The 22,436-nt window shown below is 71.6% G+C and carries 19 protein-coding genes; 12 read left to right on the top strand and 7 right to left on the bottom strand.

Annotated features, from left to right (window positions below):
• Nucleotides 1–330 precede the first annotated feature (330 nt).
• Complete coding sequence (locus ACFWGJ_RS24975) at nucleotides 331–1,614, bottom strand: MFS transporter (protein ID WP_387328438.1); 1,284 nt, start codon at nucleotides 1,612–1,614, stop codon at nucleotides 331–333.
• Between the two features lie 75 nt (nucleotides 1,615–1,689).
• On the opposite strand from ACFWGJ_RS24975, the gene ACFWGJ_RS24980 reads away from it, so the two are divergent.
• Nucleotides 1,690–2,259 carry a TetR/AcrR family transcriptional regulator gene (locus ACFWGJ_RS24980; protein ID WP_387328441.1) on the top strand — a complete coding sequence of 190 codons (570 nt, stop codon included), beginning with the start codon at nucleotides 1,690–1,692 and terminating at the stop codon, nucleotides 2,257–2,259.
• Nucleotides 2,260–2,425: 166 nt separating this feature from the next.
• Here the strand turns inward: ACFWGJ_RS24980 and ACFWGJ_RS24985 are convergent, their stop codons facing one another.
• The gene (locus ACFWGJ_RS24985) at nucleotides 2,426–3,463 is read right to left on the bottom strand and encodes a LacI family DNA-binding transcriptional regulator (RefSeq protein ID WP_387328443.1); all 1,038 of its coding nucleotides are present in this window, start codon (nucleotides 3,461–3,463) and stop codon (nucleotides 2,426–2,428) included.
• Between the two features lie 400 nt (nucleotides 3,464–3,863).
• Here ACFWGJ_RS24985 and ACFWGJ_RS24990 point away from each other — a divergent pair, with 400 nt between their 5' ends.
• From ACFWGJ_RS24990 to ACFWGJ_RS25010, 5 genes are all read left to right on the top strand, one after another.
• Nucleotides 3,864–4,817 (top strand): carbohydrate ABC transporter permease, encoded by a 954-nt coding sequence (locus tag ACFWGJ_RS24990; protein ID WP_387328445.1) that lies wholly within the window; start codon nucleotides 3,864–3,866, stop codon nucleotides 4,815–4,817.
• Nucleotides 4,814–5,635 (top strand): carbohydrate ABC transporter permease, encoded by an 822-nt coding sequence (locus ACFWGJ_RS24995; RefSeq protein WP_387328447.1) that lies wholly within the window; start codon nucleotides 4,814–4,816, stop codon nucleotides 5,633–5,635. Before ACFWGJ_RS24990 ends, ACFWGJ_RS24995 begins: the two co-directional genes overlap by 4 nt.
• 94 nt (nucleotides 5,636–5,729) lie before the next feature.
• The gene (locus tag ACFWGJ_RS25000; RefSeq protein WP_387328448.1) at nucleotides 5,730–6,986 is read left to right on the top strand and encodes an ABC transporter substrate-binding protein; all 1,257 of its coding nucleotides are present in this window, start codon (nucleotides 5,730–5,732) and stop codon (nucleotides 6,984–6,986) included.
• Nucleotides 6,987–7,066: 80 nt separating this feature from the next.
• The gene (locus ACFWGJ_RS25005) at nucleotides 7,067–10,267 is read left to right on the top strand and encodes a family 78 glycoside hydrolase catalytic domain (RefSeq protein ID WP_387328450.1); all 3,201 of its coding nucleotides are present in this window, start codon (nucleotides 7,067–7,069) and stop codon (nucleotides 10,265–10,267) included.
• An 85-nt stretch (nucleotides 10,268–10,352) separates the two neighbouring features.
• Nucleotides 10,353–10,829 (top strand): ATP-binding protein, encoded by a 477-nt coding sequence (locus tag ACFWGJ_RS25010; protein WP_381834269.1) that lies wholly within the window; start codon nucleotides 10,353–10,355, stop codon nucleotides 10,827–10,829.
• Between the two features lie 31 nt (nucleotides 10,830–10,860).
• On the opposite strand, the gene ppk2 is transcribed toward ACFWGJ_RS25010, so the two are convergent.
• Complete coding sequence (gene ppk2, locus ACFWGJ_RS25015) at nucleotides 10,861–11,664, bottom strand: polyphosphate kinase 2 (RefSeq protein ID WP_387328452.1); 804 nt, start codon at nucleotides 11,662–11,664, stop codon at nucleotides 10,861–10,863.
• 247 nt (nucleotides 11,665–11,911) lie between these two features.
• On the opposite strand from ppk2, the gene ACFWGJ_RS25020 reads away from it, so the two are divergent.
• The 5 genes from ACFWGJ_RS25020 to ACFWGJ_RS25040 all read left to right on the top strand — a co-directional run bounded on the left by ACFWGJ_RS25020 (nucleotide 11,912) and on the right by ACFWGJ_RS25040 (nucleotide 18,156).
• Nucleotides 11,912–14,644: a GNAT family N-acetyltransferase gene (locus tag ACFWGJ_RS25020; RefSeq protein WP_387328454.1), complete on the top strand. Its 2,733-nt coding sequence runs from the start codon at nucleotides 11,912–11,914 to the stop codon at nucleotides 14,642–14,644.
• Between the two features lie 13 nt (nucleotides 14,645–14,657).
• On the top strand, nucleotides 14,658–15,386 hold the full coding sequence (locus tag ACFWGJ_RS25025; RefSeq protein ID WP_387328456.1) for a CBS domain-containing protein: 729 nt from the start codon (nucleotides 14,658–14,660) through the stop codon (nucleotides 15,384–15,386).
• A 27-nt stretch (nucleotides 15,387–15,413) separates the two neighbouring features.
• Complete coding sequence (locus ACFWGJ_RS25030) at nucleotides 15,414–15,938, top strand: flavodoxin domain-containing protein (RefSeq protein ID WP_387328458.1); 525 nt, start codon at nucleotides 15,414–15,416, stop codon at nucleotides 15,936–15,938.
• Nucleotides 15,939–16,273: 335 nt separating this feature from the next.
• Nucleotides 16,274–17,191: a universal stress protein gene (locus ACFWGJ_RS25035; RefSeq protein ID WP_387328459.1), complete on the top strand. Its 918-nt coding sequence runs from the start codon at nucleotides 16,274–16,276 to the stop codon at nucleotides 17,189–17,191.
• A gap of 377 nt (nucleotides 17,192–17,568) precedes the next feature.
• Complete coding sequence (locus ACFWGJ_RS25040) at nucleotides 17,569–18,156, top strand: hypothetical protein (RefSeq protein WP_387328461.1); 588 nt, start codon at nucleotides 17,569–17,571, stop codon at nucleotides 18,154–18,156.
• Between the two features lie 44 nt (nucleotides 18,157–18,200).
• Here the strand turns inward: ACFWGJ_RS25040 and ACFWGJ_RS25045 are convergent, their stop codons facing one another.
• Genes ACFWGJ_RS25045 through ACFWGJ_RS25055 form a run of 3 tightly spaced genes read right to left on the bottom strand, consistent with a single transcriptional unit; the run spans nucleotide 18,201 to nucleotide 19,770 of the window.
• Nucleotides 18,201–18,629: an arsenate reductase ArsC gene (locus ACFWGJ_RS25045; RefSeq protein ID WP_387328463.1), complete on the bottom strand. Its 429-nt coding sequence runs from the start codon at nucleotides 18,627–18,629 to the stop codon at nucleotides 18,201–18,203.
• A 23-nt stretch (nucleotides 18,630–18,652) separates the two neighbouring features.
• Nucleotides 18,653–19,390 carry an aquaporin gene (locus tag ACFWGJ_RS25050; RefSeq protein ID WP_387328465.1) on the bottom strand — a complete coding sequence of 246 codons (738 nt, stop codon included), beginning with the start codon at nucleotides 19,388–19,390 and terminating at the stop codon, nucleotides 18,653–18,655.
• Nucleotides 19,387–19,770 carry an ArsR/SmtB family transcription factor gene (locus ACFWGJ_RS25055; protein ID WP_387328468.1) on the bottom strand — a complete coding sequence of 128 codons (384 nt, stop codon included), beginning with the start codon at nucleotides 19,768–19,770 and terminating at the stop codon, nucleotides 19,387–19,389. The genes ACFWGJ_RS25050 and ACFWGJ_RS25055 overlap by 4 nt, the downstream gene beginning before the upstream one ends.
• 114 nt (nucleotides 19,771–19,884) lie before the next feature.
• Between ACFWGJ_RS25055 and arsM the strand changes: the two genes are divergently transcribed.
• On the top strand, nucleotides 19,885–20,676 hold the full coding sequence (arsM, locus tag ACFWGJ_RS25060; RefSeq protein ID WP_387328470.1) for an arsenite methyltransferase: 792 nt from the start codon (nucleotides 19,885–19,887) through the stop codon (nucleotides 20,674–20,676).
• 52 nt (nucleotides 20,677–20,728) lie between these two features.
• Here arsM and ACFWGJ_RS25065 read toward each other — a convergent pair.
• On the bottom strand, nucleotides 20,729–22,436 hold a 1,708-nt coding region (locus ACFWGJ_RS25065), incomplete at its 5' end, for a peptidoglycan-binding protein (protein ID WP_387328472.1).

Consider the following 22,436-nt stretch of genomic DNA (forward strand, 5'->3'; position numbering starts at 1 on the left):
GTGGGGGCCGGCGCTCGTGTATGCGGGTGCCTCAGGCATGGGAACTCAGCACGGGAAGGAAGCGGTGTGCAGGTCATCGCGTCGGGCCCCCCTCGCAGCGCAATCAACGGCATCCGGCTGACTGGAAGCGGACTAGATCACGCGTCTGACATCGTTGTCAAGGGTTCTGACACGGACCGGTGGGGGTGCGTCGGAACGCGGTCGTCCGTGACTGGTTCTCGACCGGTGGCCGACCGGGGACCGACCCGGTGGTCGGCCGATGAGGGGCCGGCCGCGGCCGGCCCGTCGGGCACCTCGGGAGCCATGGACGGGCGGCGGGCGGGGTGCGGGTCACGTCTGGGGGCAGGTGACACGTTCCGGCGTGCGGCGGGAGCGGAGCCACTGGGCGAGCAGGGCGAGGGCGGCGAGGAAGGCGACCGTGGCGGCGTACGCGACGGACGTCTCGTGGAGCCCCGTGTGGGTGGTGGCGATCCCGGCGACGACGGCGGGGACGCTGAAGGACAGGTACGAGATCACGAACGCCACGGAGAACAGCTCGCCGCGTTCGGAGGGCGCGGCCATACGGGCCAGCGTGCCGAAACTCGCGAGGGAGGAGGCACCGAATCCCACCCCGGCGACCACCGTGCCGAGTGCCGCGGTGAGCAGCGAGTCCTCCTCGACCCCGGTCAGGGCGACGACCGTGCCGGTGAGCAGGAGGCCGGCGCCGAGCGCGAGGGTGCGGGCGACGGGCCAGCCGCGCAGCGCTATCGCGGTCAGGCAGGCCGGTACGGTCAGCAGGGTCACCACCAGGCCGCCGACGACGTGGCTGGAGAGGCCGAACAGGCCCACGGCGACCGACGGTCCGAGCGAGAGGTACAGGCCGCCCAGCGCCCAGCTCGCGACGAGGATCGGCACCAGGCGCAGCAGATCCGCCCGCAGATGGGGGGCCACCTTGAGGCGGGGCTGCAGCGAGCGGGCGGCTCCGGGGCGCCGCAGTGACGTCTCGGGCAGGGCCGCGACCACGGCCGCGGCCAGGACGAGGCCCGCCAGCAGCAGCACGTACACGAGGCGGGTCGGGTGCGGCCCGTACTCGACGAGGAAACCGCAGCCCAGGGCGCCGAGGCCCAGCCCGAAGGTGGGTGCGGCGCCGGTGACGACGCCGGCGCGGTGCGGCGCGTGGGTGGGGTTCAGGTCGGCCAGGGCCGCGCCGAGTGCCGTCATGGCGGCCCCGGTGGCGATGCCCTGGACCAGTCGTGCGGTCAGCAGCAGGGAGACGCTGTCCGCGACGAGGAAGAGCGCCATCGACGCGGCTTCCAGGGTGATCGCGGAGAGCAGGACCGGGCGGCGGCCGAGATGGTCGGACAGGGAGCCGAGGACCAGCAGGGCCGCGATCATCCCGAGAACGTAGACGGCGAACACCGTGGTGAGGGTGGTCGCGGAGAAGTCCCAGCGCTGCTGGTAGACGACGTACAGGGGGGACGGCGCGCTGGACGCGGCCATGAAGAGCACGAAGACGACCGCGATGGCGGCGAAGGCGGTGGGGCGGTTCAGCTCGCGACGGCTTCGGCGGGGCCGGGCGGTATCGGGCGGGGGCGGTATCGGGTTGTCGTTCTCGGGCAGGGCGGAGACGGACACGACTCTCTCCAAACGCAGTGATCGATGCGTTAAGGACGCTACCACTAACGCAACGATCAGTGCGATAATTTCCCCATGGTTGACGCTCAAGCTCAGGTACGCCCCGGCGGTCGCTCCGCGAAGGTCCGCGCGGCCGTACATCACGCCGTCGCGCAGCTCCTCGCGGAGGAGCCCGCGGACGCCCTGACGATTCCCGCCGTCGCCGCCCGAGCGGGCGTGCACCCGACCACGGTGTACCGGCGCTGGGGCTCACCCGCCCAGCTCCTGGGGGATGTGGCCACCAGCCGGTTCAGCGGTGACGTCGTCGTGCCCGACACCGGGACGCTCATCGGTGACCTGGAACGCTGGCTGGGGGACGTGGCCACCGACCTCAGGGACCCCGACACCCTCGCTCTCATGCGCGCCACCATCGGCTCCGGGCCGGACGGCGGCTGCGCCTGCATCGGGGACCGCCACGAGCAGCTGAGCGCCATCATCGAGCGCGAACGCTCCCGCGGCGGCCGGGCCCCCGCGGTGGAGAACGCGGTCGACTTCCTGCTCGGACCGCTGTACTACCGCGCCATCTTCAGCGCCGAACCGGCCTCCAGCGACTGGGCGCGCGAACTGGTGGCCACGTTCCTGGCGGCGTCCGAGGCGCTGGCCTGACCGAGCCGCGGGGGCGATGCGGGTCCGGCGGGTGAACATGCGCCAACTGGAGGAGAGTCGGAGTTCGACGCCGTGGTGGACGGCATCCCGGATGACGGCGCCTGTCGTCGTGAGTGTGGTCCGAGCGGCCGATTGGGCCACTGATCCGCACCGGCCGGCCCCGGTGTCACCGGGGCGCCGGAGCCGTGGAGTTGCGCACGATCAGCGTGGGGGAGAGCTTCACCTGCACCGTCGGTCGGGCCCGGTCCGTGATCCGGTCCAGGAGCAGGCGGGCGGCGTTGCCGCCGATGGCGTGTCCCGCCTGGTCGACGCTGGTGAGGGAGATCGAACGCAGCGCGGCGAACGAGGTGTTGTCGTAACCGGTCAGGGAGATGTCCTGCGGGACGGAGAGCTTCGCCTCGGCCAGTGCTTCCAGCACGCCCATGGCCACGAAGTCCGCGCCGGCGAAGATCGCCGTGGGGCGGCGCTCGCGGGCGAGCAGCTGCTGTGCTCCGAGATAGCCGCCCTCCTGGGTGTAGCTGGTGGAGACGACGTCCGTCTCGTCCGCGAGGCCGCGCGCGCTCATGGCACGCCGATAGCCTTCCGTGCGCAGCGTGTTGGGCATCTCCGCGAGCCGGGTCGGATCCGTCTCCAGGTGCTCGATGTGGGCGATGCGCCGGTGTCCCAGATCCGCGAGGTGGTCGACGATCAGCGAGGCCCCCGCCAGGTCGTCGTCGACCACGGTGTCGTACCGGGGCGAGTGCCCGTGCCGGCCGACGACCACGGTCGGCACGAGGTTCGCCAGGTGTTCGAGGTGGGATCGCGGTGACACGGGCGCGACCAGGATCAGACCGTCCATACCGCGGTCGATCATCGCTTCCGTTACGCGCGCTTCCGCTTCCTCGCCGTTGCACCCGGGCCCCAGCAGGACCTGGTAGTCGGTGTCCTTGAACCAGTCGGTCACACCGTCGACGATGTCCGGGAAGAAGGGGTTGCGGATGTCCGGGAGCATGACACCGATGGTGTACGTCTGCCCTCGCAGGCCCCGGGCCGCCGCGTACGGGCGGTATCCCAGCTCGGCGATCGACCGCTGCACCTTCTCCCGCATGGCGGGGCTGGCGCCGTAGGCGTTGCGCAGCACCTTCGACACGGCGGTCGTCGAGACCTGCGCATGGCGCGCCACGTCGACGATCGTCACACGCCGGGACTGTGCGGGCGGCTCCATCCGGCTGCCTCCATCGTGGGGAACGTTGCCGGAGAGTGTAGGGCCCCTCGGCCTGAAAAGGTCCCCCTGCGGATCATCCTGAAGCCGCTGACCGGGCGCCCCGGGCCATGAAACAGCAGCCTGCAGAACATCTTGACGTAACAAGAGGCGGATCCTATGGTCGGCGCAACTCGTGGGAAACGTTACCCATTCCCCGTCCGGCCGACCCGGCGCACGACCGTTCCAGTACGCCGATCCTCACGAACACGTCGATCACGAGCATGCCGATCACGTAGATCACGAGTACGTAGATCACCAGCACGTCGATCCAGCGATCAAGCGGCAGGGACTCCTGCGGCGCAGCTTTCCGGTGTACCGCCGGGCGTCTGATTGAAACGTTTCACTCGAAGTGGGTTCGTCAATGATGATTGCTCCGACCGATCGGCCCGGGAAGCAGGTCGTACCCGCCCCCGGCCCGGCCCCCGCGCCCGTCCCGGTGCGCCGGTCGCAGACGGCTGCGACCTGGTGGTTCCTGCTCCCGGCGATGCTGCTGTTCGTCTTCGTGGTCCTGGTGCCCAGCGCCCGCGGGGTCTACTACGCCTTCACCGACTGGGACGGCCTCGACCCGGACCTCTCCTTCGTCGGCCTGGACAACTTCACCGACCTGACCCGCGACGAGGACGCGGTGCAGGCCATCTGGCACACCCTGCTCATCGCCCTGGCCATCACCGTCATCCAGAACCTCGTCGGACTGCTGCTCGCGCTCGGGGTGAACGGCGCGATCAAGTCCCGCAATCTCCTGCGGGTGTTCCTGTTCGCGCCCGCTGTCATCACGCAGATCGTGACCGCCTACCTGTGGCGCAACCTCCTGGGACCCGACGGCGCGGTCAACAGCCTGCTGGGCGGTGTCGGGCTGGACTCATGGCAGCAGAACTGGCTGGGCGACCCGGACACCGCGCTGTGGTCGGTGGTGGGGGTGACCGTCTGGCAGTACGCCGGCTACTCGATGGTGATCTTCCTGGCCGGTCTGCAGTCGGTCCCCGCCGAGATCCACGAGGCCGCGGCGATCGACGGCGCCGGCCCGGTCCGCCGCTTCTGGTCCGTCACCCGGCCGCTGCTCACCCCGGCCCTCACCATCAACCTGATGCTGTCGAGCATCGGCGGCCTCAAGCTCTTCGACCAGGTGTACGCCCTGACCGGCGGCGGCCCGGGACACGCCACCGACACCCTCTCCACGCTGATCTACAAGGACGCCTTCACCCTCGGGGAGTTCGGCTACAGCATCGCGCTCACCGTCGTCCTGACCCTCGTCGTCGCCGTCGTCTCCACCGGCCAGTACTTCATGCTGGCCCGCAACGAAAAGGCCGCGTCGTGAACCGCTACCGCCCGCGCACCCTCGTCCTGGAACTCGTCATGGCCGCCGCGGCCCTGGTGGTGGCGTTCCCGGTGTACATCCTGGTCAACCTGGCCGTCCGGGCCCCCTCGGACACCTCCTCGCCGATCCGGCCCACCACCTCGCCCACCCTCGACAACTTCTCGCAGGCCTGGAGACAGGGCGCGCTCGGCGGCGCGCTGGCCAACAGCCTCCTCGTCACCTCGGTCAGTGTCGTGGTCGTCCTGGCCGTCTCGTCCCTCGCCGCCTACCCCCTCGCCCGGATCACCGCCCGATGGTCGCGCGCCGTCTACCTGCTGATCATGCTCGGCCTGGTCCTGCCCTTCCAACTTGCTTCACTGCCGCTCTACCACACCATGCGCGACCTGCAACTCCTCGGCAGTCCCTGGGCGTTGATCCTGTTCCACTGCGGCCTGCAGGTGCCGTTCACGGTGTTCCTCTACACCGGTTTCCTGCGCGCGATGCCCCGCGACTTCGAGGACGCGGCCCGGATCGACGGCTGCACACCCCTGCAGGGCTTCCGCCATGTCGTCCTGCCCATGCTCAAGCCGATCACCGTGACCGCGCTCGTGCTCAACACCGTCGCCGTCTGGAACGACTTCTTCACCCCGCTGCTGTACCTCAGCGGCAGCTCCCGGCAGACCATGCCGGTCGCCATCGCCGGCTTCGTCGGCCAGTACGTCACCGACTGGAACCTCATCTTCGCCGCGCTGGTGATCAGCATCGTGCCGGTCCTGGCCGTCTACCTCGCACTCCAACGCAGCATCATCAACGGCTTCGCCGGCGGACTGCGGGGCTGACACCCCCGCCGACCTGCCCGCACGCCCCGCAGCCCCGGATGTTCGGGGCGCTGTCCCGCTCATCCCACCGCAGTTCCTCCTCGCGGGAGACATCATGAAGACCCTACGAGCCGCCCTCGCCACCACCGCCGCCGTCGCCCTGCTGGCCGCCTGCGGCGGCGGCACCGAAGCAGGCGACGGCAAGGACTCCCGGACCCTCACCCTCGCCTCCGTCGACCAGGGCTCGGTCGAGGACGTCGTCAAGGCCTTCGAGAAGGCCAACCCGGGCGTCAAGGTCCGCTACACCACCAGCGGCGCCGACCAGTACCAGCAACAGATCCGCACCCAGCTGTCCTCGGGCACCGCCCCCGATGTGATGTCGGTGTGGCCCGGCAACGGCAACCCGGCCGCCACCCATGTGCTGGCCGGACCCGGCTACCTGCGGGACCTCTCGGACCGTCCCTGGGCGGCGAAGCTCCCGGACGCCACCAGGAGCGTCGCCCAGTACGACGGCAAGACCTACAACGCGCTGTTCGGACAGAACGGCATCGGCGCCGTCTACAACCAGCAGGCCCTGAGGGAATCGGGCCTCACGGCTCCGACGACCTGGACCGAACTCCTGACGTTCTGCAAGGACGCCGCGGCCAGGAGGACACCCGCCTTCGCACTCGGCCTCCAGGACAACTGGGTCACACAGATCGTCCAGTACGCCCTGGTCGCCACGACCGTGTACGGGCCCGAGCGTGACTTCGACCGGAGGATGCAGGCCGGACAGGTGACCTTCGCCGACTCGGCGTGGCAGACCGCCATGGACAAGTACCGGACCATGGAGGAGGAGGGCTGCTTCCAGAAGAACCCGCTCGGCACGAACTACGAGGCCAGCCAGCAACTCGCGGCCACCGGAAAGACACTCGGCATCGTGCAGGGCAACTGGGTGATCGCCCTGCTCAAGGAGAAGAACCCGAAGGGGACCTTCACCCTCAGGCCCCTGCCCGCCGACGACAAACCGGCCGGCACCCTGATGCCCGCCGCGGCGGGAGCGGGCTACGGCGTCAACGCGAAGGCGAAGAACGAGGAACTGGCCCTGAAGTGGGTCGACTTCGTGATGTCGCCGAAGGGCATGAACCTGTACGTCGAGAAGCAGGGCGGCCTGCCCACCCTGCCCGGCACGGGCTACACCGTCGACCCGTCGCTGGCCGAACTGTCGCGCTTCATCACCGACGACCGGACCGTGCCGTTCATGGACCAGCTCTGGCCCAACGCCAAGGTGCAGCAGACCATGCTCAGCGGTCTGCAGGAGATCTTCAGCGGCCAGGCCGAGCCGAAGGACGTCCTCAAGTCGATGGACGCCGACTACGCAGCCGGCTCCTGACCGGCCGGCGAGCGGCTGCTGACCCGTCCGCACCACCGCCTCACCCCTTTTCGTACCCGAGGAACCCAAGGAGCTCCAGCATGTCCGCAGAGCCGCGCAACCCCCTCAGCCGCAGACACGTCGTGGGAGTCATGGCCGCCGGAACGGCCGGCATGGCGATCCCCCTCGTGACCGCCGGCCCGGCCACCGCCGCACAAGCCAGGGAAGGGTCGTCCGTGAGCGCAGTCGTCGTCGACCTCGCCGTCAACGGACGCCTGGACGAGCCCCTCGGCGTCGACGACACCACCCCGAGACTCAGCTGGCGGGTGACGACCGGCCGGCAGGGATGGCGGCAGGCCGCCTACCAGGTCCGTGCCGCCCGGACGGCGCGAGAACTCGCCCACGGGCCCTACCTGTGGGACTCCGGCAAGGTCCGCTCCGACGCGCAGAACGACATACTGTGGCGCGGCCGCGACCTCCGCTCCCGTCAGGAGGTGCTGTGGCAGGTCAGGGCCTGGGACAGCCAGGGGCGTGCCACCGCGTGGAGCCGGCCCGCCGCCTGGGAGACGGGCCTGCTCAAGCGCGGCGACTGGGGTGACGCCGAGTGGATCGAACACCCCGCCCGCGGCGTCGGCGACCCCCTGCCGCTCTTCGCCCGGTCCTTCACCGTCGGCCGCCACGGTACGAGGATCGCCAGAGCGCGCCTGTATCTGTCGGGCGTCGGCCTGCACGTCGCCCGTGTCAACGGCAGCCGGGTGACCGACGAGGTCCTGGCCCCGGGCAACTCCAACTACCAGCTGTCCACCGAGTACCGCGCCTACGACGTGACCGAGCTGGTGCGTCCCGGTGCCAACGTGATCGGTGTCGAGCTGGGACACGGCACCGCACTGGTCACCCGCTCCGTCACCAACCCCGCCACGGGCCGTACCGCTCCGTACAGTTGGTGGCAGAGCCAGACCAAGGGCAGCGGTGTCCTCGCGGCCCCGGCCGCCGCCGGGGACCGTACCGTCAAGGTGAGCGGCGTGAGCGGCTACCACGTCGGCGGGACGGTCAACGTCGACACGGGGGACGGCGGGGAACGGCTGGAGTCACGCACCATCACCGCGGTCGGCACCGCCGGAGCCGACGGAACCGGCATCACCTTCCAGCCCGCACTGAAGAGGGCCCACGCGGCCGACGCCGCTGTCACCGGCTCGGGCAACCCCCTGGCGAGCACCGACCCCAGCGCGGGCGCGGCCGTCACACCCCGGATGATCGCCCGACTTGAGATCACCCGGGGTGACGGCTCCGTCGAGACCGTCGTCAGTGACCGCGCGTGGCGGACGGCCCTGGGGCCGACCGTGACGAACAACTGGTACTCGGGCACCGACCACGACGCCCGGCGGGAGCAGCCCGGATGGACCGAAGCCCGTGCCGACCTGGGCAGCACCGCCCGTCGCCGGGACGGCTCGCCCGTCGGCTGGGTCGCCGCCGGTATCGCCCCGCCGCCCAACCTGACCACCGAACTCGTCTGGCGCGCGGGCGAACCGGTGAAGATCGCCGACCGTCTCCGGCCCGTCTCGGTCACCCAGCCGCAGCCGGGGGTGTGGGTCTTCGACTTCGGCCAGAACTTCGCGGGATGGCCCCAGCTCACCCTGGACGGCAAGGTTCCCGCCGGTACGACCGTCACGCTGCGGCCGGCGGAGTCCCTCGCCGCGGACGGCACCGTCGACCAGGCCTCCATCATGGGCGGCGGCGCAGCCCGCGGCACCGACGTCTTCGTCACCTACACCGCACACGGCGGAGCCGAGGACGAGACCTGGCACCCCGAACTCAACTACTTCGGCATGCAGTGGGTGCAGGTCACCGGCCTTCCGGCGGGATACGAGCCCACCGCAGGGACCCTCACGGGCCTGCAGCTGCACGCCGCCACCCCCGTCGCGGGCAGCCTGCGCACCTCCGACGACCGGATCAACCGGATCCACCGGATGTCCCGGTACTCGATCATGAGCAACCTGATGTCGACGTTCACGGACTGCCCCGGCCGCGAGAAGCTCGCCTACCCCGCCGACTACCTGCAGCCCTTCCACTCCCTGCACCGCCACTTCGGGTACGCGGCCTACCTGCGGACCATGCAACGCCACCTCGTGGAAGGGCAGTCCAAGGCCGGCGACAACATCGGCAACGTCGCCCTCAAGGCACCCGTCTACGACTGGGGGTACACCGGCCGCTTCGGGGACGAGATCAACTGGGGCAACGGCATCGTCCTCACCCCCTGGTTCCTGTACGAGACCTACGGCGACACGCAGACCATGGCTCGTCACTACCCCCAGATGCAGGCCTTCCTGAACTACATCAGGACCAAGAAGGCAGGCACCGGCGCCGACGCCCACATCGTCGACGCGGCCCTCGCCGACTGGATCGCCGCCGAGACCACCTCCGGCCGCATCACCGGGACCTGGGGCTATCACCAGGTCGCCGACCGCATGGCGAGGATGGCCGCGCTGCTGGGGCGCCGCGCGGACGCCGCCGAGTACCGCGCGCTGGCCGGCAACATCAGGACCGCGTTCAACGACGCCTTCTACAACAGGACACTGGGCCGGTACACCAGCCAGGGGGAGCAGGGCACGGAAGGGGCGACGCAGGCCGCCCAGGCGCTGGCACTCGACGAAGGCCTCGTGGCGGCCGACCAGCGCGCCCGGGTCCTCGACGCGCTGGTCGAACTGGTCAACGGCTTCCAGCCCTCCGGCGGCGGACCGCACCTAAGCGGCGGGACGATCGGTCTGGCGCCGATCGTCCGCGCCCTGATGGACGGCCGGCGGGACGACGTGCTCTGGAGGGTCCTCCAGGAGGACACACAGCCCAGCTACGGATTCTTCATGGCGCCCACGACCGCCAATCCCCAGGGCCTGACCACCATCCCGGAGGAGTGGGGCATCCGGAACTCGAAGAACCACATGATCCTTCTCCAGATCGAGGAGTGGTTCCACGGCGGTCTGGCCGGCATCCGGCAGGCCCCCGGGTCCGTCGCCTACCGCGAGCTGGTCATCGACCCGCGGATCGTCGCAGACCTCACCCATGTCGCCGGCACCTATCGGACCCCGTACGGCGAGGCCGCGTCGGAGTGGACCCTGAAGGACGGCACCTTCCGGCTGACCGTCCGCATCCCGCCGAACACCACGGCCGAGGTACGCGTCCCCAAGGGCACCCGCGCCGCCCAGGCCGCACCCCGCGGCGCCGACCTCCAGCGCACCGAGGGAGATCGCACGGTGTACAGGGTCCCGTCCGGAACGTACACCTTCACGTCCCACGGCCCGGTTTGAAATCCGTCCCTCTTTTACCGGTGAGGTGGTGTTTCCGGGGTAAGCGACATCCGGTAAGAGCGCTTCGGCAGTGAGGCGGAACTGTATGAATCTGGCTGAGCAGGACAAAGGCCGGCGGCAACTGACGGACACTTTCGCAGCGGTCACCGCTGTGGTGGAAGGGACCGCGGGGATCGGCGATTCCCGTGACGTGGCCCGTGGATTCCTGGAATCCTTGCAGGTCGAGCACGGGGTTCCGGTGTCCCCGCGGGCGATCGGAACGGTACAGCTGGTGGTGTCCGAGCTGGTGACCAACGCCCGTAAACACGCTCCGGGCCCCTGTGTGATGACCCTGGAAGCAGGCGAAGGAGCCGTCGCCGTGACGGTGTGGGACAGCGGCGCCACCTTGCCGCAGATCCTGCCACCGAACCCCGCCCGGATCGGGCAGCACGGTCTGGAGATCGTTATGGCGGTGTGCCGGAGCTTCGAGATCCACCGTGAGCCGGTCGGCAAGCGCATCAGGGCCTCGATCGTCCTCGCCGACGACCCGAGCGGTGACACGGTCGGTCGTCAGCCGATGTGAGCACGGCCGTACGCCGGAGCCCGCCGCTCGGTCAGAGGCTCGCCGCGTGATCGGGGACGTACGTCTGCAGATCGCGCGGGGGCCGCTCATAGCCCATCGACGGCGGGCGTTTCGGCAGCTCCAGCACCGGTGGCGGGACGTCGTGGTAGGGCAGCGACCCCAGCAGATGGGCGATCATGTTGAGGCGGGCCCGCCGCTTGTCGTCGCTCTCGACGACGAACCAGGGCGCCTCGGCGATGTCCGTGTGGACCAGCATCTCGTCCTTGGCCCGTGAGTACGCCTCCCAGTGGGTGATCGACTCCAGGTCCATCGGCGAGAGCTTCCAGCGCCGCACCGGATCGTCGAGCCGGCGCCGGAACCGGTCCTCCTGCACGGCGTCGCTCACCGAGAACCAGTACTTGCGCAGCACGATCCCCTCCTCCACCAGCATCCGCTCGAAGACCGGACACTGGCGCAGGAACAGCTGGTACTCCTGCTTCGTACAGAAGCCCATGACGTGCTCGACACCGGCCCGGTTGTACCAGCTGCGGTCGAACAGCACGATCTCCCCGGCCGCGGGAAGGTGCTCCGTGTAGCGCTGGAAGTACCACTGCGTGCGCTGCCGCTCGGTCGGCCTGGGCAGAGCCACGATCCGGGCGACCCGCGGATTGAGATGCTCGGCGACCCGTTTGATGGTGCCGCCCTTGCCCGCCGCGTCGCGTCCCTCGAAGACGACCACGAGCCGGGCGCCCTCCGCCCGGACCCACTCCTGGAGCTTCACCAACTCCGTCTGCAGGCGCAGCAGTTCACGCTCGTACGGTTTGCGCGGCAAAGTCGCCGCCTTCTTGTCGGCCATGCCGCCTCCCCTGCTCGCGGACCTGACGGAACCACCCTGCCCGAGGTCGGACACCAGGAACGGTACTGACCGGCGACCGGCCGCGCACCCCGGCCACCGGCCGTGCTGCGCGACCGGGTCCTGCGGCCCGGCCGCCCGGCCGGGGCCCTGGGGCCGACCGGCCCTCATCCCACCCCGTACAGCCCATGGGGACGCGGCGCGGACCGCCGGATGCTCGAAGTGCCCGGCGGCCCTGAGGAGACCCGCTATGACGGACGAAGCACGCAGCCGACCAGAAGTCCACGCCCTGCTCGCGGACGGCACCACCGTGTGCATCCGCCCCGTGGCGCGGTCGGACCACGACCAGCTGCAGGGACTGTACGAGGAGATGTCCCCGGACAACCTGCGGCTGAGGTTCTTCGCGGCGAGCCGGCGCTCCGCCGAACGGGCCGCCGACCGTGCCTGCGCCCCGCCGCGACCCGGCTACCGGGCCCTGCTGGCCGAGACGCGGGGCCAGGTGATCGGCCTGGCCGAATACGACGCGCAGGGCGATGGCGATGAGGCCGAGATCTCCGTCGCCGTCGCCGACGGACTCCACCACCGGGGCATCGGCACCCTGCTCGTGGAGCATCTGGTCTCGGCCGCCCGCGCGGACGGCATCGTCACCTTCACGGCCGACGCGCTCAGCGAGAACCACGAGGTCCTCCAGCTCTTCGCCGATCTCGGCCTGCGCACCGCCCGCCGCTTCGAGGGCCCGGAGGTGCGCTGCACCGTCGACCTCGCCGAGGACGACGCCTATCTGACGGCCGTGGAGGCCCGCGGGCGCGCCGCCGACATCGCGAGCCTGGAACCTCTCCTGCGGCCGGAAGTCGTCGCCGTCGCGGGTGCCGGACGCAAGGCCGGATCGGTGGGACGCGCCGTCCTGCGCCATCTGCACGCGGGCGGCTTCACCCGACGGCTCTTCGCGGTGAACCCCTCGGCCACCTCGATTCTCGGCGTGCCGTCCTACCCGTCGGTCAGCGCCCTGCCCAGGACTCCCGACCTCGTCGTCGTCGCGGTACCGGCCACCGCGGTCCCGGCCACCGCCGAGGAGTGCGGCAAAGCCGGCGTCCGAGCCCTGCTCGTCGTCTCCGCCGGCCTCGACGGCGCGCAGGCCCAGGCCCTCATGAAGGCGTGCCGTACGTTCGGCATGCGGCTCGTCGGGCCCAACTGCCTGGGCCTGTCCAACACCGACCCCGACCTGCGACTCGACGCCACCTTCGCCGCCGACCACCCGCGCCCCGGCACCGCCGGTGTGGCCGTGCAGTCCGGCGGGGTCGGCATCGCGCTGCTCGCCGGACTGTCGCGCCTGGGCATCGGCGTGTCCTCCTTCGCCTCCCTCGGCGACAAGTACGACGTCAGCGGCAACGATCTCCTCCAGTGGTGGGAGTGCGACGGCCGGACCGACCTCGCCCTGCTGCATCTGGAGTCCTTCGGCAACCCGCGGTTCTTCTCGCGCACCGCGCGCCGGGTGACCCGCCGCATGCCCGTCCTGACCGTCGACGCCGGCCGCACCGACGCGGGCCGCCGCGCCGCCGCCTCGCACACGGCCGCCGCCGCCACCCGGACGATGACAAGGCAGGCCCTGTTCACCCAGGCCGGTGTCACCGCCACGCACTCGGTCGCCGAACTCCTCGAAGCCGCCGCCCTGATGCACTCCCAGCCGCTGCCCGCAGGTACCCGCGTCGCGATCGTCACCAACGCGGGCGGCGCGGGCGTCCTGGCGGCCGACGCCTGCGCGGAGGCGGGGCTCGCCCTGCCGCCGTTCACCCCGGAGGCGGTCGACGACCTGCTCGCGGCACTGCCCGAGGGCGCCGCGGTCGGCAACCCCGTCGACGCGACAGCCGCCGTCACCGAGGACCAGCTGCGGACATGCGTCGAGCGGATCACCCGTACCCCGGGTGTCGACGCCGTCCTGCTGGCCCTCGTTCCCACGGCGGTGGCCGCGGCCACCGGTGACGACCTGATCCGGGCCCTCACCCGGCCCCGTACCCCGGACCTGACGCGGGCGGGCCGCACCCTCGTTCCCGGGCACCGGGCCGTGCCGGTCCTCGCCGTGCGGCTCGAACAGGACCTACCGGTCAGGCTGCTGCCCGCCACGGACGGCTCCGCCGTCCCCTCCTACGCCGAACCCCAGGCGGCGGCACGAGCCCTGGCCCACGCCGCGCGCCGGGCGGCCTGGCTCGGCCGCCCCGCAGGCACGGTCCCCGACCTCGACGGAGTCGACACCCGGCACGCGCACGAGATCGCCGACACCTTCCTGGCCGCGCACCCCGACGGCGGCTGGCTGGACCCGCGCACCTGCGCCGAACTCCTCGCCTGCTACGGCATTCCGCAGCTCCGCTGGGCCTGGGCCGAGACCGAGAACGACGCCGTGACCGCCGCCGAACGGCTGCGCGGCCCCGACGGCCGGGTCGTCATGAAGGCCCACTGGCCGGGCCTGCTGCACAAGAGCGAACAGCACGCCGTCCACCTCGACCTCCAGGGCGACTCCCAGGTACGGGCCGCCTTCCGGGACTTCGAGACACGGTTCGCGGGTCTGCTCACCGGCGTGGTCGTGCAGCCGCTCGCCTCCCGCGGCACCGAACTGCTCGCGGGCGTCGTCCAGGACGAGGTCTTCGGACCGCTGGTCCTGTTCGGCCTCGGGGGCACGGCGACGGAGGTGCTCGCCGACCACGCCGCCCGGCTCGCCCCGCTGACCGACCGCGACGTGCACGATCTGATCACCACCCCGCGCTGCGCTCCGCTGCTCTTCGGGGCCAAGGGCGGCGGCCCGGTCGATCTCGAAGCCCTCGAACAGGTGCTGCTGCGCCTGTCCCGCATGGCGAGCGACCTGCCCCAGCTCGCCCAGGCCGACTTCAACCCCGTTCTCGCGACACCGGACACGGTCTCCGTGCTGGACGCGCGTGTGCGCCTGCTGCCGCGCAGGCCCCAGGACCCGTACCTGCGCCGACTCCGCTGAGGAGGGAACCACCATGAAGCATGACAAGGTCGGCTCCGTGATGACCACGGAGGTCGTCCGGGCCGCGTACGGAACCCCGTTCAAGGAGGTGGCACGGCTGCTCGCCGGCCACCGGATCAGCGGGCTGCCCGTGGTCGACGAGGACGAGAAGGTCATCGGAGTCATCTCCGAGACGGACCTGATGGCCCGGCAGGCGCAGACCCCCGACCCGTACGCGCCGAAGCGCCGCCGGCTCGCGGGCCTGCGGCGCGGGGCCAGGAAACAGGCGGCGAAGGCACGGGCCCGTACCGCGGGGCAGCTCATGACCGACCCGCCCGTGACGGTGCACGCCGACGACAGCATCGTCGAGGCCGCTCGCACGATGGCCGGGCGACGGGTGGAACGACTGCCCGTCCTGGACGAGGAGGACCGGCTCGTCGGCATCGTCACCCGCCGCGACCTGCTCCAGGTCTTCCTGCGCCCCGACCGGGAGATCCGCCAGGTGGTGATCGACGAGGTGGTCGTACGGGCGCTGTGGCTGGCGCCCCGGACGGTCGAGGTGTCGGTGACCGAAGGAGTGGTCACCCTCTCCGGTCACCTGGAACGCAGGAGCGAGGCGAAGATCGCCGTCTCCATGACACGCCAGATCGACGGTGTGGTCGCGGTCGTCGACAAACTCACCTTCCGACTGGACGACGACCGGTTCCAGCCCGACGAACAAGGGCTGCACGGTGTCACCGACACCTGGACGCGCAGGATCTGACACGCGACGGAGAGGAGGCGGACCGCCATGCCCGAGCGTGTGCTGGTCGCCTACGGGACGAAGAACGGATCGACCGCGCGGATCGCCGACGCCATCGCCGTGGTCCTGCGCAAGGACGGACTGGCCGCCGACCCGCTGCCGGCCCGTTCCGTGGCGGGGACCCTCGGATCGTACGACGCCGTGGTGGTCGGAGGAGGCCTCTACGCCGGGCGCTGGCACCGCGACGCCCGGCGGTTCCTCCGCCGCCACCGTGCGGAGCTGGCCGCACGACCGGTGTGGCTGTTCAGCAGCGGCCCGCTCGACGCGTCGGCCTCGGAGCGGGACATCCCGCCCGTGCCCGACGTGCGGCGGGCCATGGACCGGCTGGACGTCAGGGAGCACATCACCTTCGGGGGCTGCCTCGAAGAGGGCGCGAAGGGGTTCGTCGCCAAGATGATCGTCCGGTCCGGAAAGGGCGGGGACTTCCGGGACTTCAGCGCCATACAGGCGTGGGCGTCGCGGATCGGGGCCGAGCTGGCGGCCGGTCACGACCGGTACCGGACGAGCGGCTGACCCACCCGTGGCCGGTCCCCGCGGCCGTTGTCGGTCCGGTGCTCTCCCGCTCCCGCCGGCACCGGACGCCGCGAGGACGTCCGCGCGAGAACCACGCGGCGGGGGAGACGCGAGCTCTCGCGCACCGGCCGCCGCCCCGACCGGCGAAAGGGGCGGCGGCCGTTCACACGCGCCGGGACGCGGGGCTCCTCGGGCGGTGACCGTTCGGGCCCGGACGGCATGACCGAGCAGGGGCCGAACGGTCCTCGACGAAGACCTGGCGGCCCATGCCTGCCGGCCCGGCACGGGGCGACGCTGGTCAGGAGAGGCAGACCGAGACACTGGAGGTGTGCGGCATGCTCACGCCCGTGACGGCCGGAGTCGACGGCTCGGCGGAGAGTTTCGCGGCAGCCGAGTGGGCGGCCCGCGAGGCCGTACGCCGCGAACGTCCCCTGTTGCTCCTGCACGCGAGGAACTGGCATCCACACCGCGCGGACGGCGGGCCGGCGGACGCCGCCCAGCGGCAACTGGCCCGGCAGTACCTGCGCCGGGCGGAGGAACGCGTCCGCCGGGCCTGCCCAGCGGCCGTTCTCTGCGACGAACAGGTCGAAGGGCCCGCGAGTGTCGCCCTGTTGAACGCGGCGGACCGAGCCGATCTGCTGGTACTCGGCTCGCGCGGGCTCAGCGGCTTCACCGGATTCCTGGTGGGATCCGTGGCCCTCGCCGTCGTGGCGAAGGCGGCCTGCCCGGTGGTTCTCGTACGCGCGGGGGAGGAGGCGGCGGATGAGCACCTTCCCGCGGAGGCCGGGGACGCGGAGGTCGGAAGTGTCTCCGGCCGCACCCGCCAACGGGACGTGGTGCTCGGGCTCGACGCCCGTGACCCGAGCGACGAGGTGATCGAGTTCGCCTTCGAGGCGGCCCGGCTGCGCGGCGCCCGGCTGCGGATCCTCTACGCCTGGCAGGAGCCCTCCGCGTTCGAACTGGGCCCGGGAGACGTGGCTCTTGCGGACAAGCCGCAGCAGGCGCGGGAGTGGCGGGGATTCCTGACCGCGGTGCTTCAGGCGTGGCGGGACAAGTACCCCGAAGTGGAGGTCGTCGAGTGCGTGCCGCAGGACAAGGCGTCGACCGCCCTGATTGGGGCCGCCTCCGCCGCGGGACTTCTGGTGGTCGGCCATCGCCTGGCCGAGCGGCCCGTGGGCCCGCGCACCGGACCCGTCACCCACGCGGTGATCCACCACGTCGGCTGCCCCGTGGCCGTGGTGCCCCACACCTGACGGGCGGGCGGCTCGCCGTCGCGGTGGCCGGCGCGCGGACGAGCGGCGGGAGATCGACGGCGGCTCTTCGGCCAGTACCTCGGCCAGTGCCTGCTCAGCCGTGCCGGTGTGGTGACGTCGAGTACGGCGGATCGCAACGCGAACCCCGCCCCGCCCCGCGCCGGCGGGGCTCGGTCGGCGACCGGATCCGGTCCGGCGGCCGGCGTGCCGCGTCCAGGAAGGGCCGGACGGCCTTGCCGGGCCCCGAACGGCCCGGGTTTCACGGGCCTGCGGCACCTGCCGTCGCGGCCCTGGAGGTGAGACGTTCGGAGCGGTTGCGTACTTCGGTTCCGCACGGCAGTTCCTCGGACTCATCCGTCCACGAGAGGGTGCGAACGATGGGGAGGACCCGGCCCACGAAGATCCTGGGATGGCGGTGGCGGAGCAATCCGCTGCGGCGGCACAGTGACGCGGTGGAGGCGTGGATCCTCCTGATCGCCTGGGCTGTGGCAGTGATCGGCGGTGCCGTCGCGGGAGCCGTCTCCGCGCAGGGCACGGAGAACGCGCTGATGCGCGGTCGGGCAGAACGCCGGGCAGTGTCAGCCGTGCTTCTGGAGACGGCGCCGGCCGACCTGGTCGACATGACCACCGGAGCCATCTGCTCCCGGGTACGGGCACAGGTGCGCTGGACCGACGGCAACGGCCTCGTCCGTACGGACCGTGCGACCGTGCGGGCCGGCACGAAGGCCGGTACCACGGTGCCGGTGTGGACGGACGGGCACGGCCGCCTGGTGCCCGAGCCGATGGGCCCGGCGGAGGCGCGGGCGCGCGCGATGCTGACCGGTGCGGCAGCCGCCGTCCTCGGCGCTCTGGTGGTCCTCGCTGCCGGACGCCTCGTCCGGCGGCGGATCGAGCGCCGGGCGACCGAGCGCTGGGGCGAGGAGTGGGCACGGGTCGGGCCGCGATGGGGGCGCAGAACCGGCTGAGGACTGCCGTGCGGCGGCGGAGGGAAGGCGGTGACGGCCGGTTCTCAGCGGGGTGTCACTTCGTCGGGTGTCACCTCGGCGATCAGGGCGCGCACGCGCGTCCCGATCGCGTCGCGGATGGGGCGGACGGCCTCGACGCCCTGACCGGCCGGGTCGTCGAGCTGCCAGTCGAGGTAGCGCTTGCCGGGGAAGACGGGGCAGGCGTCGCCGCACCCCATGGTGATCACGACGTCGGACGCCTGGACGGCCTCCACCGTGAGGATCTTCGGAGTTGCGGCGGAGACGTCGATCCCGATCTCCGCCATCGCCTCGACCACGGTCGGGTTGACGGTGTCGGCGGGAGCGGAACCGGCCGAGCGGACCTCGACGCGGTCGCCCGCGAGGTGGGTGAGGAAGGCGGCGGCCATCTGGGAGCGGCCCGCGTTGTGGACGCAGACGAACAGGACCGACGGGCGTGAGGCGGAAGTGTCCATGGAGGGCTTTCTCGGGGGTGTGGTCAGGAGGAGACGGGCTGGGGTTCGCCGCCCGGGATCGCGGTGTCGTGGCGGGCCGGGGCGGTCCGCGGGCCGTGGACGGCGGTCACGATGCCGAGCCCCAGCACGGCGCCGGCCAGTTGTGCGGCGACGAACGGGGCGACGGACGCGGGCGCGATCCCGGCGAAGGTGTCGGTGAAGGCCCGGCCGACGGTCACCGCCGGGTTCGCGAACGCCGTGGAGGACGTGAACCAGTAGGCGGCCCCGATCCAGGAGGCCACCGCGGCCGGCGCCGGCGCGGCGCGGCCGGTCCGGCCCAGGCCGACGACCAGCAGGATCAGCCCGGCCGTGGCCACGACCTCGCCCAGCCACAGAGGTCCGGCGAAGCGGTCGTGGGTCGAGAACCTCGCCAGTGGCCGGCCGAACATGGCGTCGGCCAGGACCGCCCCGCCGATCGCCCCCGCGAGCTGTGCGGGGAGGTACGCGGCGACCTCCCGTGCGGTGAGCCCCTCCGGGGTGCGGCGCCCGGTGAACCAGGCGGTGAGGGTGACGGCCGGGTTGAAGTGCGCGCCGGAGACCGGCCCGAACACGGTGATGAGCACGTACAGGCCGAAGACCGTGGCCAGGGAGTTGGCGATCAGTTGCACGCCGACGTCGCGCGACAGGTCGGTGGCCTGGATGCCGGAGCCGACCACCACCGTCACCAGCAGCCCGGTCCCGATCGCCTCCGCGGCGACCCGGCGGCCGAGCGGGGCCTTCACGCTCCGGCCCCGGCAGGCCGCGGGGCGGCGAGGAACCCGGCGAGCCGGTCCAGTACGCCGGGCAGCACCCAGTAGTAGACCCACGTCCCACGACGCTCGCAGTCGATGAGACCGGCCTGGCGCAACAGCTTGAGGTGGTGGGAGATCGTCGGCTGGGAGAGATCGAAGGCCGGGGTCAGCTCGCACACGCAGACCTCGCCGCGCTCGCTGCCCCCGCCGCGCGAGGCGATCATCGACAGCAGGCGCAGGCGGACCGGGTCGCCCAGGGCCTTGAAGAACTTCGCCAGCTCCGCCGCCTGCTCCTCGTCCAGTGGCGCGGCGCCCAGGCCGGGGCAGCAGGCGCTGTCCTGGCCGATCACCTCAAGCTCTTGTTTCGACATGCTTCTATGTTGACGTCTTTCGATCCAAGGCGCAAGCTTGTATCAATGAACATCAATACAGCCTGATCCAGGCCGACCCGGGCCGCGTTGCGGTCCCTCACCGAGGAGCGAGACATGAGTGAGCAGTCCACCGACCTGCGCGAAATCGTCCGTCAGCGGTACGCCGCGGCGGCCCTCCAGGTCACGACGGCGGGGAGCGCCACCGAGGGCGACGCCGGCTGTTGCGGTCCCCAGCCGGTCGAGGTCGACGACACCTTCGGCTCGGCCCTGTACGCGGCCGACGAGCGCGACAGCCTGCCCGCCGAGGCGGTCGCGGCCTCGCTCGGCTGCGGCAACCCGACCGCCGTCGCCGAACTGCGCGAGGGCGAGCGCGTACTCGACCTCGGCTCGGGCGGCGGCATCGACGTCCTGCTGTCCGCCCGCCGGGTGGGCCCGACCGGCAAGGCGTACGGACTGGACATGACGGACGAGATGCTGGCGCTGGCCCTGGCCAACGCCGAGAAGGCGGGCGCGACGAACGTCGAGTTCCTCAAGGGGACCATCGAGGCGATCCCGCTGCCCGCGGGCACGGTGGACGTCGTGATCTCCAACTGTGTGATCAACCTGTCCACCGACAAGTCCGCCGTCTTCGCCGAGACCTTCCGCGTGCTCAGGCCCGGCGGCCGCATGGGCGTCTCGGACGTCGTCGCCGACGACACCCTCACCCCCGGCCGGCGGGCCGAGCGCGGGGACTACGTCGGCTGCATCGCCGGGGCCCTGTCCTTCGCCGAGTACCGCCGGGGGCTGGAGGCGGCCGGGTTCACGGACATCGAGATCACCGCGACCCACGCGGTCGCCGACGGCATGTACTCGGCCGTCGTCCGCGCGGGCAAGCCCGCGAACACCGGGGCCCCGGCCGTGTCGTGAGCCGCCGAGCCGCCTGACGAGCTCGTGCCACGGCCTACCGTGCACGAGCCCGCTAGCGGACCCGGATGAAGACCACGTCGTATCCGCTGTTCGTGGCGCGGGACCTGACGTAGACGCCGTCGTTGTCGCCGTTGGGATTGCCCGTGTTGCCCTCGACGGTGGTGAAGGACGAGCCGGAGATCGTGCGCACGATGCCGATGTGCTCGTTGCCGCCGGTGAAGTCGCTTCCGCCGTCCCAGTCGAAGGCCACGATGTCGCCCGGCTGCGGGCTGGTCGTCACCGACAGGTGATAGTTGCCGGCCCGCGCCTGCTTGACCCAGCCGGACACATAGGAGTTGCGGTAGGAGCTGGCCCCGGTCTGCTTGGCCACCCAGCTCACGAAGGTCGCGCACCAGGCGTAGTTGCTGGTGGAGAGCGACAGACCCACGGACGCGCCGTAGCTGTTCGCGCGGGCGCTGCCCTCGACCGTGCCCGCCTCGGCCTCGGCCACGTCGAGGATCTTGGCGTAACCGCCGCCGGGCGGAGGCGACGACGGCGGGGTGACCGCGCCGTACAGCGCGGCCTTGGTGTTCGGCCCCGCGTGGCCGTCGACCGACAGCCCCTTCTCGGCCTGGAAGTCCCTGACGGCGCTGTCGGTGAGCGCGCCGAAGTCACCGTCGACGGCGAGATCGGCACCGTGGTGGTTGAGCAGGCTCTGCAACTCGGTGACGCATCCGCTGCGTTGCCCCTGAACGATCTCGTTCGGGCAGGAGGCGGAGTTCAGGTTGACCGGCGCGGGCGCGCCGTTGCCGCCGCCTCCGCCGATGTTCGCGTACAGGGCGGCCTTGGTGTTCGGGCCCACCGCGCCGTCGGCGGTGAGGCCGCTCGCGGACTGGAACGCCTTCACGGTCGCCAGGGTCTGGGGGCCGAAGCTGGCGTCGACGTCGAGGCTCTGCCCTTTGCCGTTCAGCAGGGACTGCAGCGTGGCGACGCAACCGCCGCTCTGCCCCTCCACGATGTTCTCCGGGCAGGACGAGGACCGCAGGTCCAGGCCCGTCGACGGTGACTCGTCGGTGTCGTACAGCGCCCGCTTGGTGTTCGCGCCGACCTGGCCGTCTGCCGTGAGACCGCGCGAGGACTGGAAGGCGCGGACCGCGCTCGCCGTCCCGGCCCCGAAGTCGCCGTCCACGTCGACGGCGTAGCCCTGGTGGCGCAGCAGCCGCTGGAGCTCGGAGACGCAGCCGCCCTGGGCGCCCTGGACGATGTTCGCGGGGCAGGAGGCGGAGTTCAGATTGATGGGGGAGGGCGCCGAGCCGCCGGTCGCGTACAGCTTGCTCTTGGTCGCCGGGCCCACCCGCCCGTCCACGGCGATGGCGGTGGCGGCCTGGTACTCGCGGACCGCGTAGAGGGTGCCCGCCCCGAACTGGCCGTCCACGACCAGACCTGCGCCGTGCGCGTTGAGCAGGTTCTGCAACTCCGTGACGCAACCGCTCGTCTGGCCCTGCACGATCTCGGCGGGACAGGACGCGGAGGTCAGCCTGATCGGGGCCGGTGCCGCCGCGGCGGGCTGGGCACCGATCACGAGGCCGGCCGAGACCATGGCCGCGGTGGCGGCGAACGTTCCGACGCGCGTCCGCCAACCCGCGCCAGTACGGCGGGTGTTGCGGTGGTGTGGACTTTCGTCCTCGGCTCGAACGAGGAATGCGGGTCTGCCCATGGCGGGGAGGTTCTCCTTCGGTTGGTGGAGGGGCGGGAACACGAGACCCCGGCCCGTCCTTGCC

This window comes from Streptomyces sp. NPDC060205 (assembly GCF_042728395.1).
Taxonomy (GTDB): domain Bacteria; phylum Actinomycetota; class Actinomycetes; order Streptomycetales; family Streptomycetaceae; genus Streptomyces.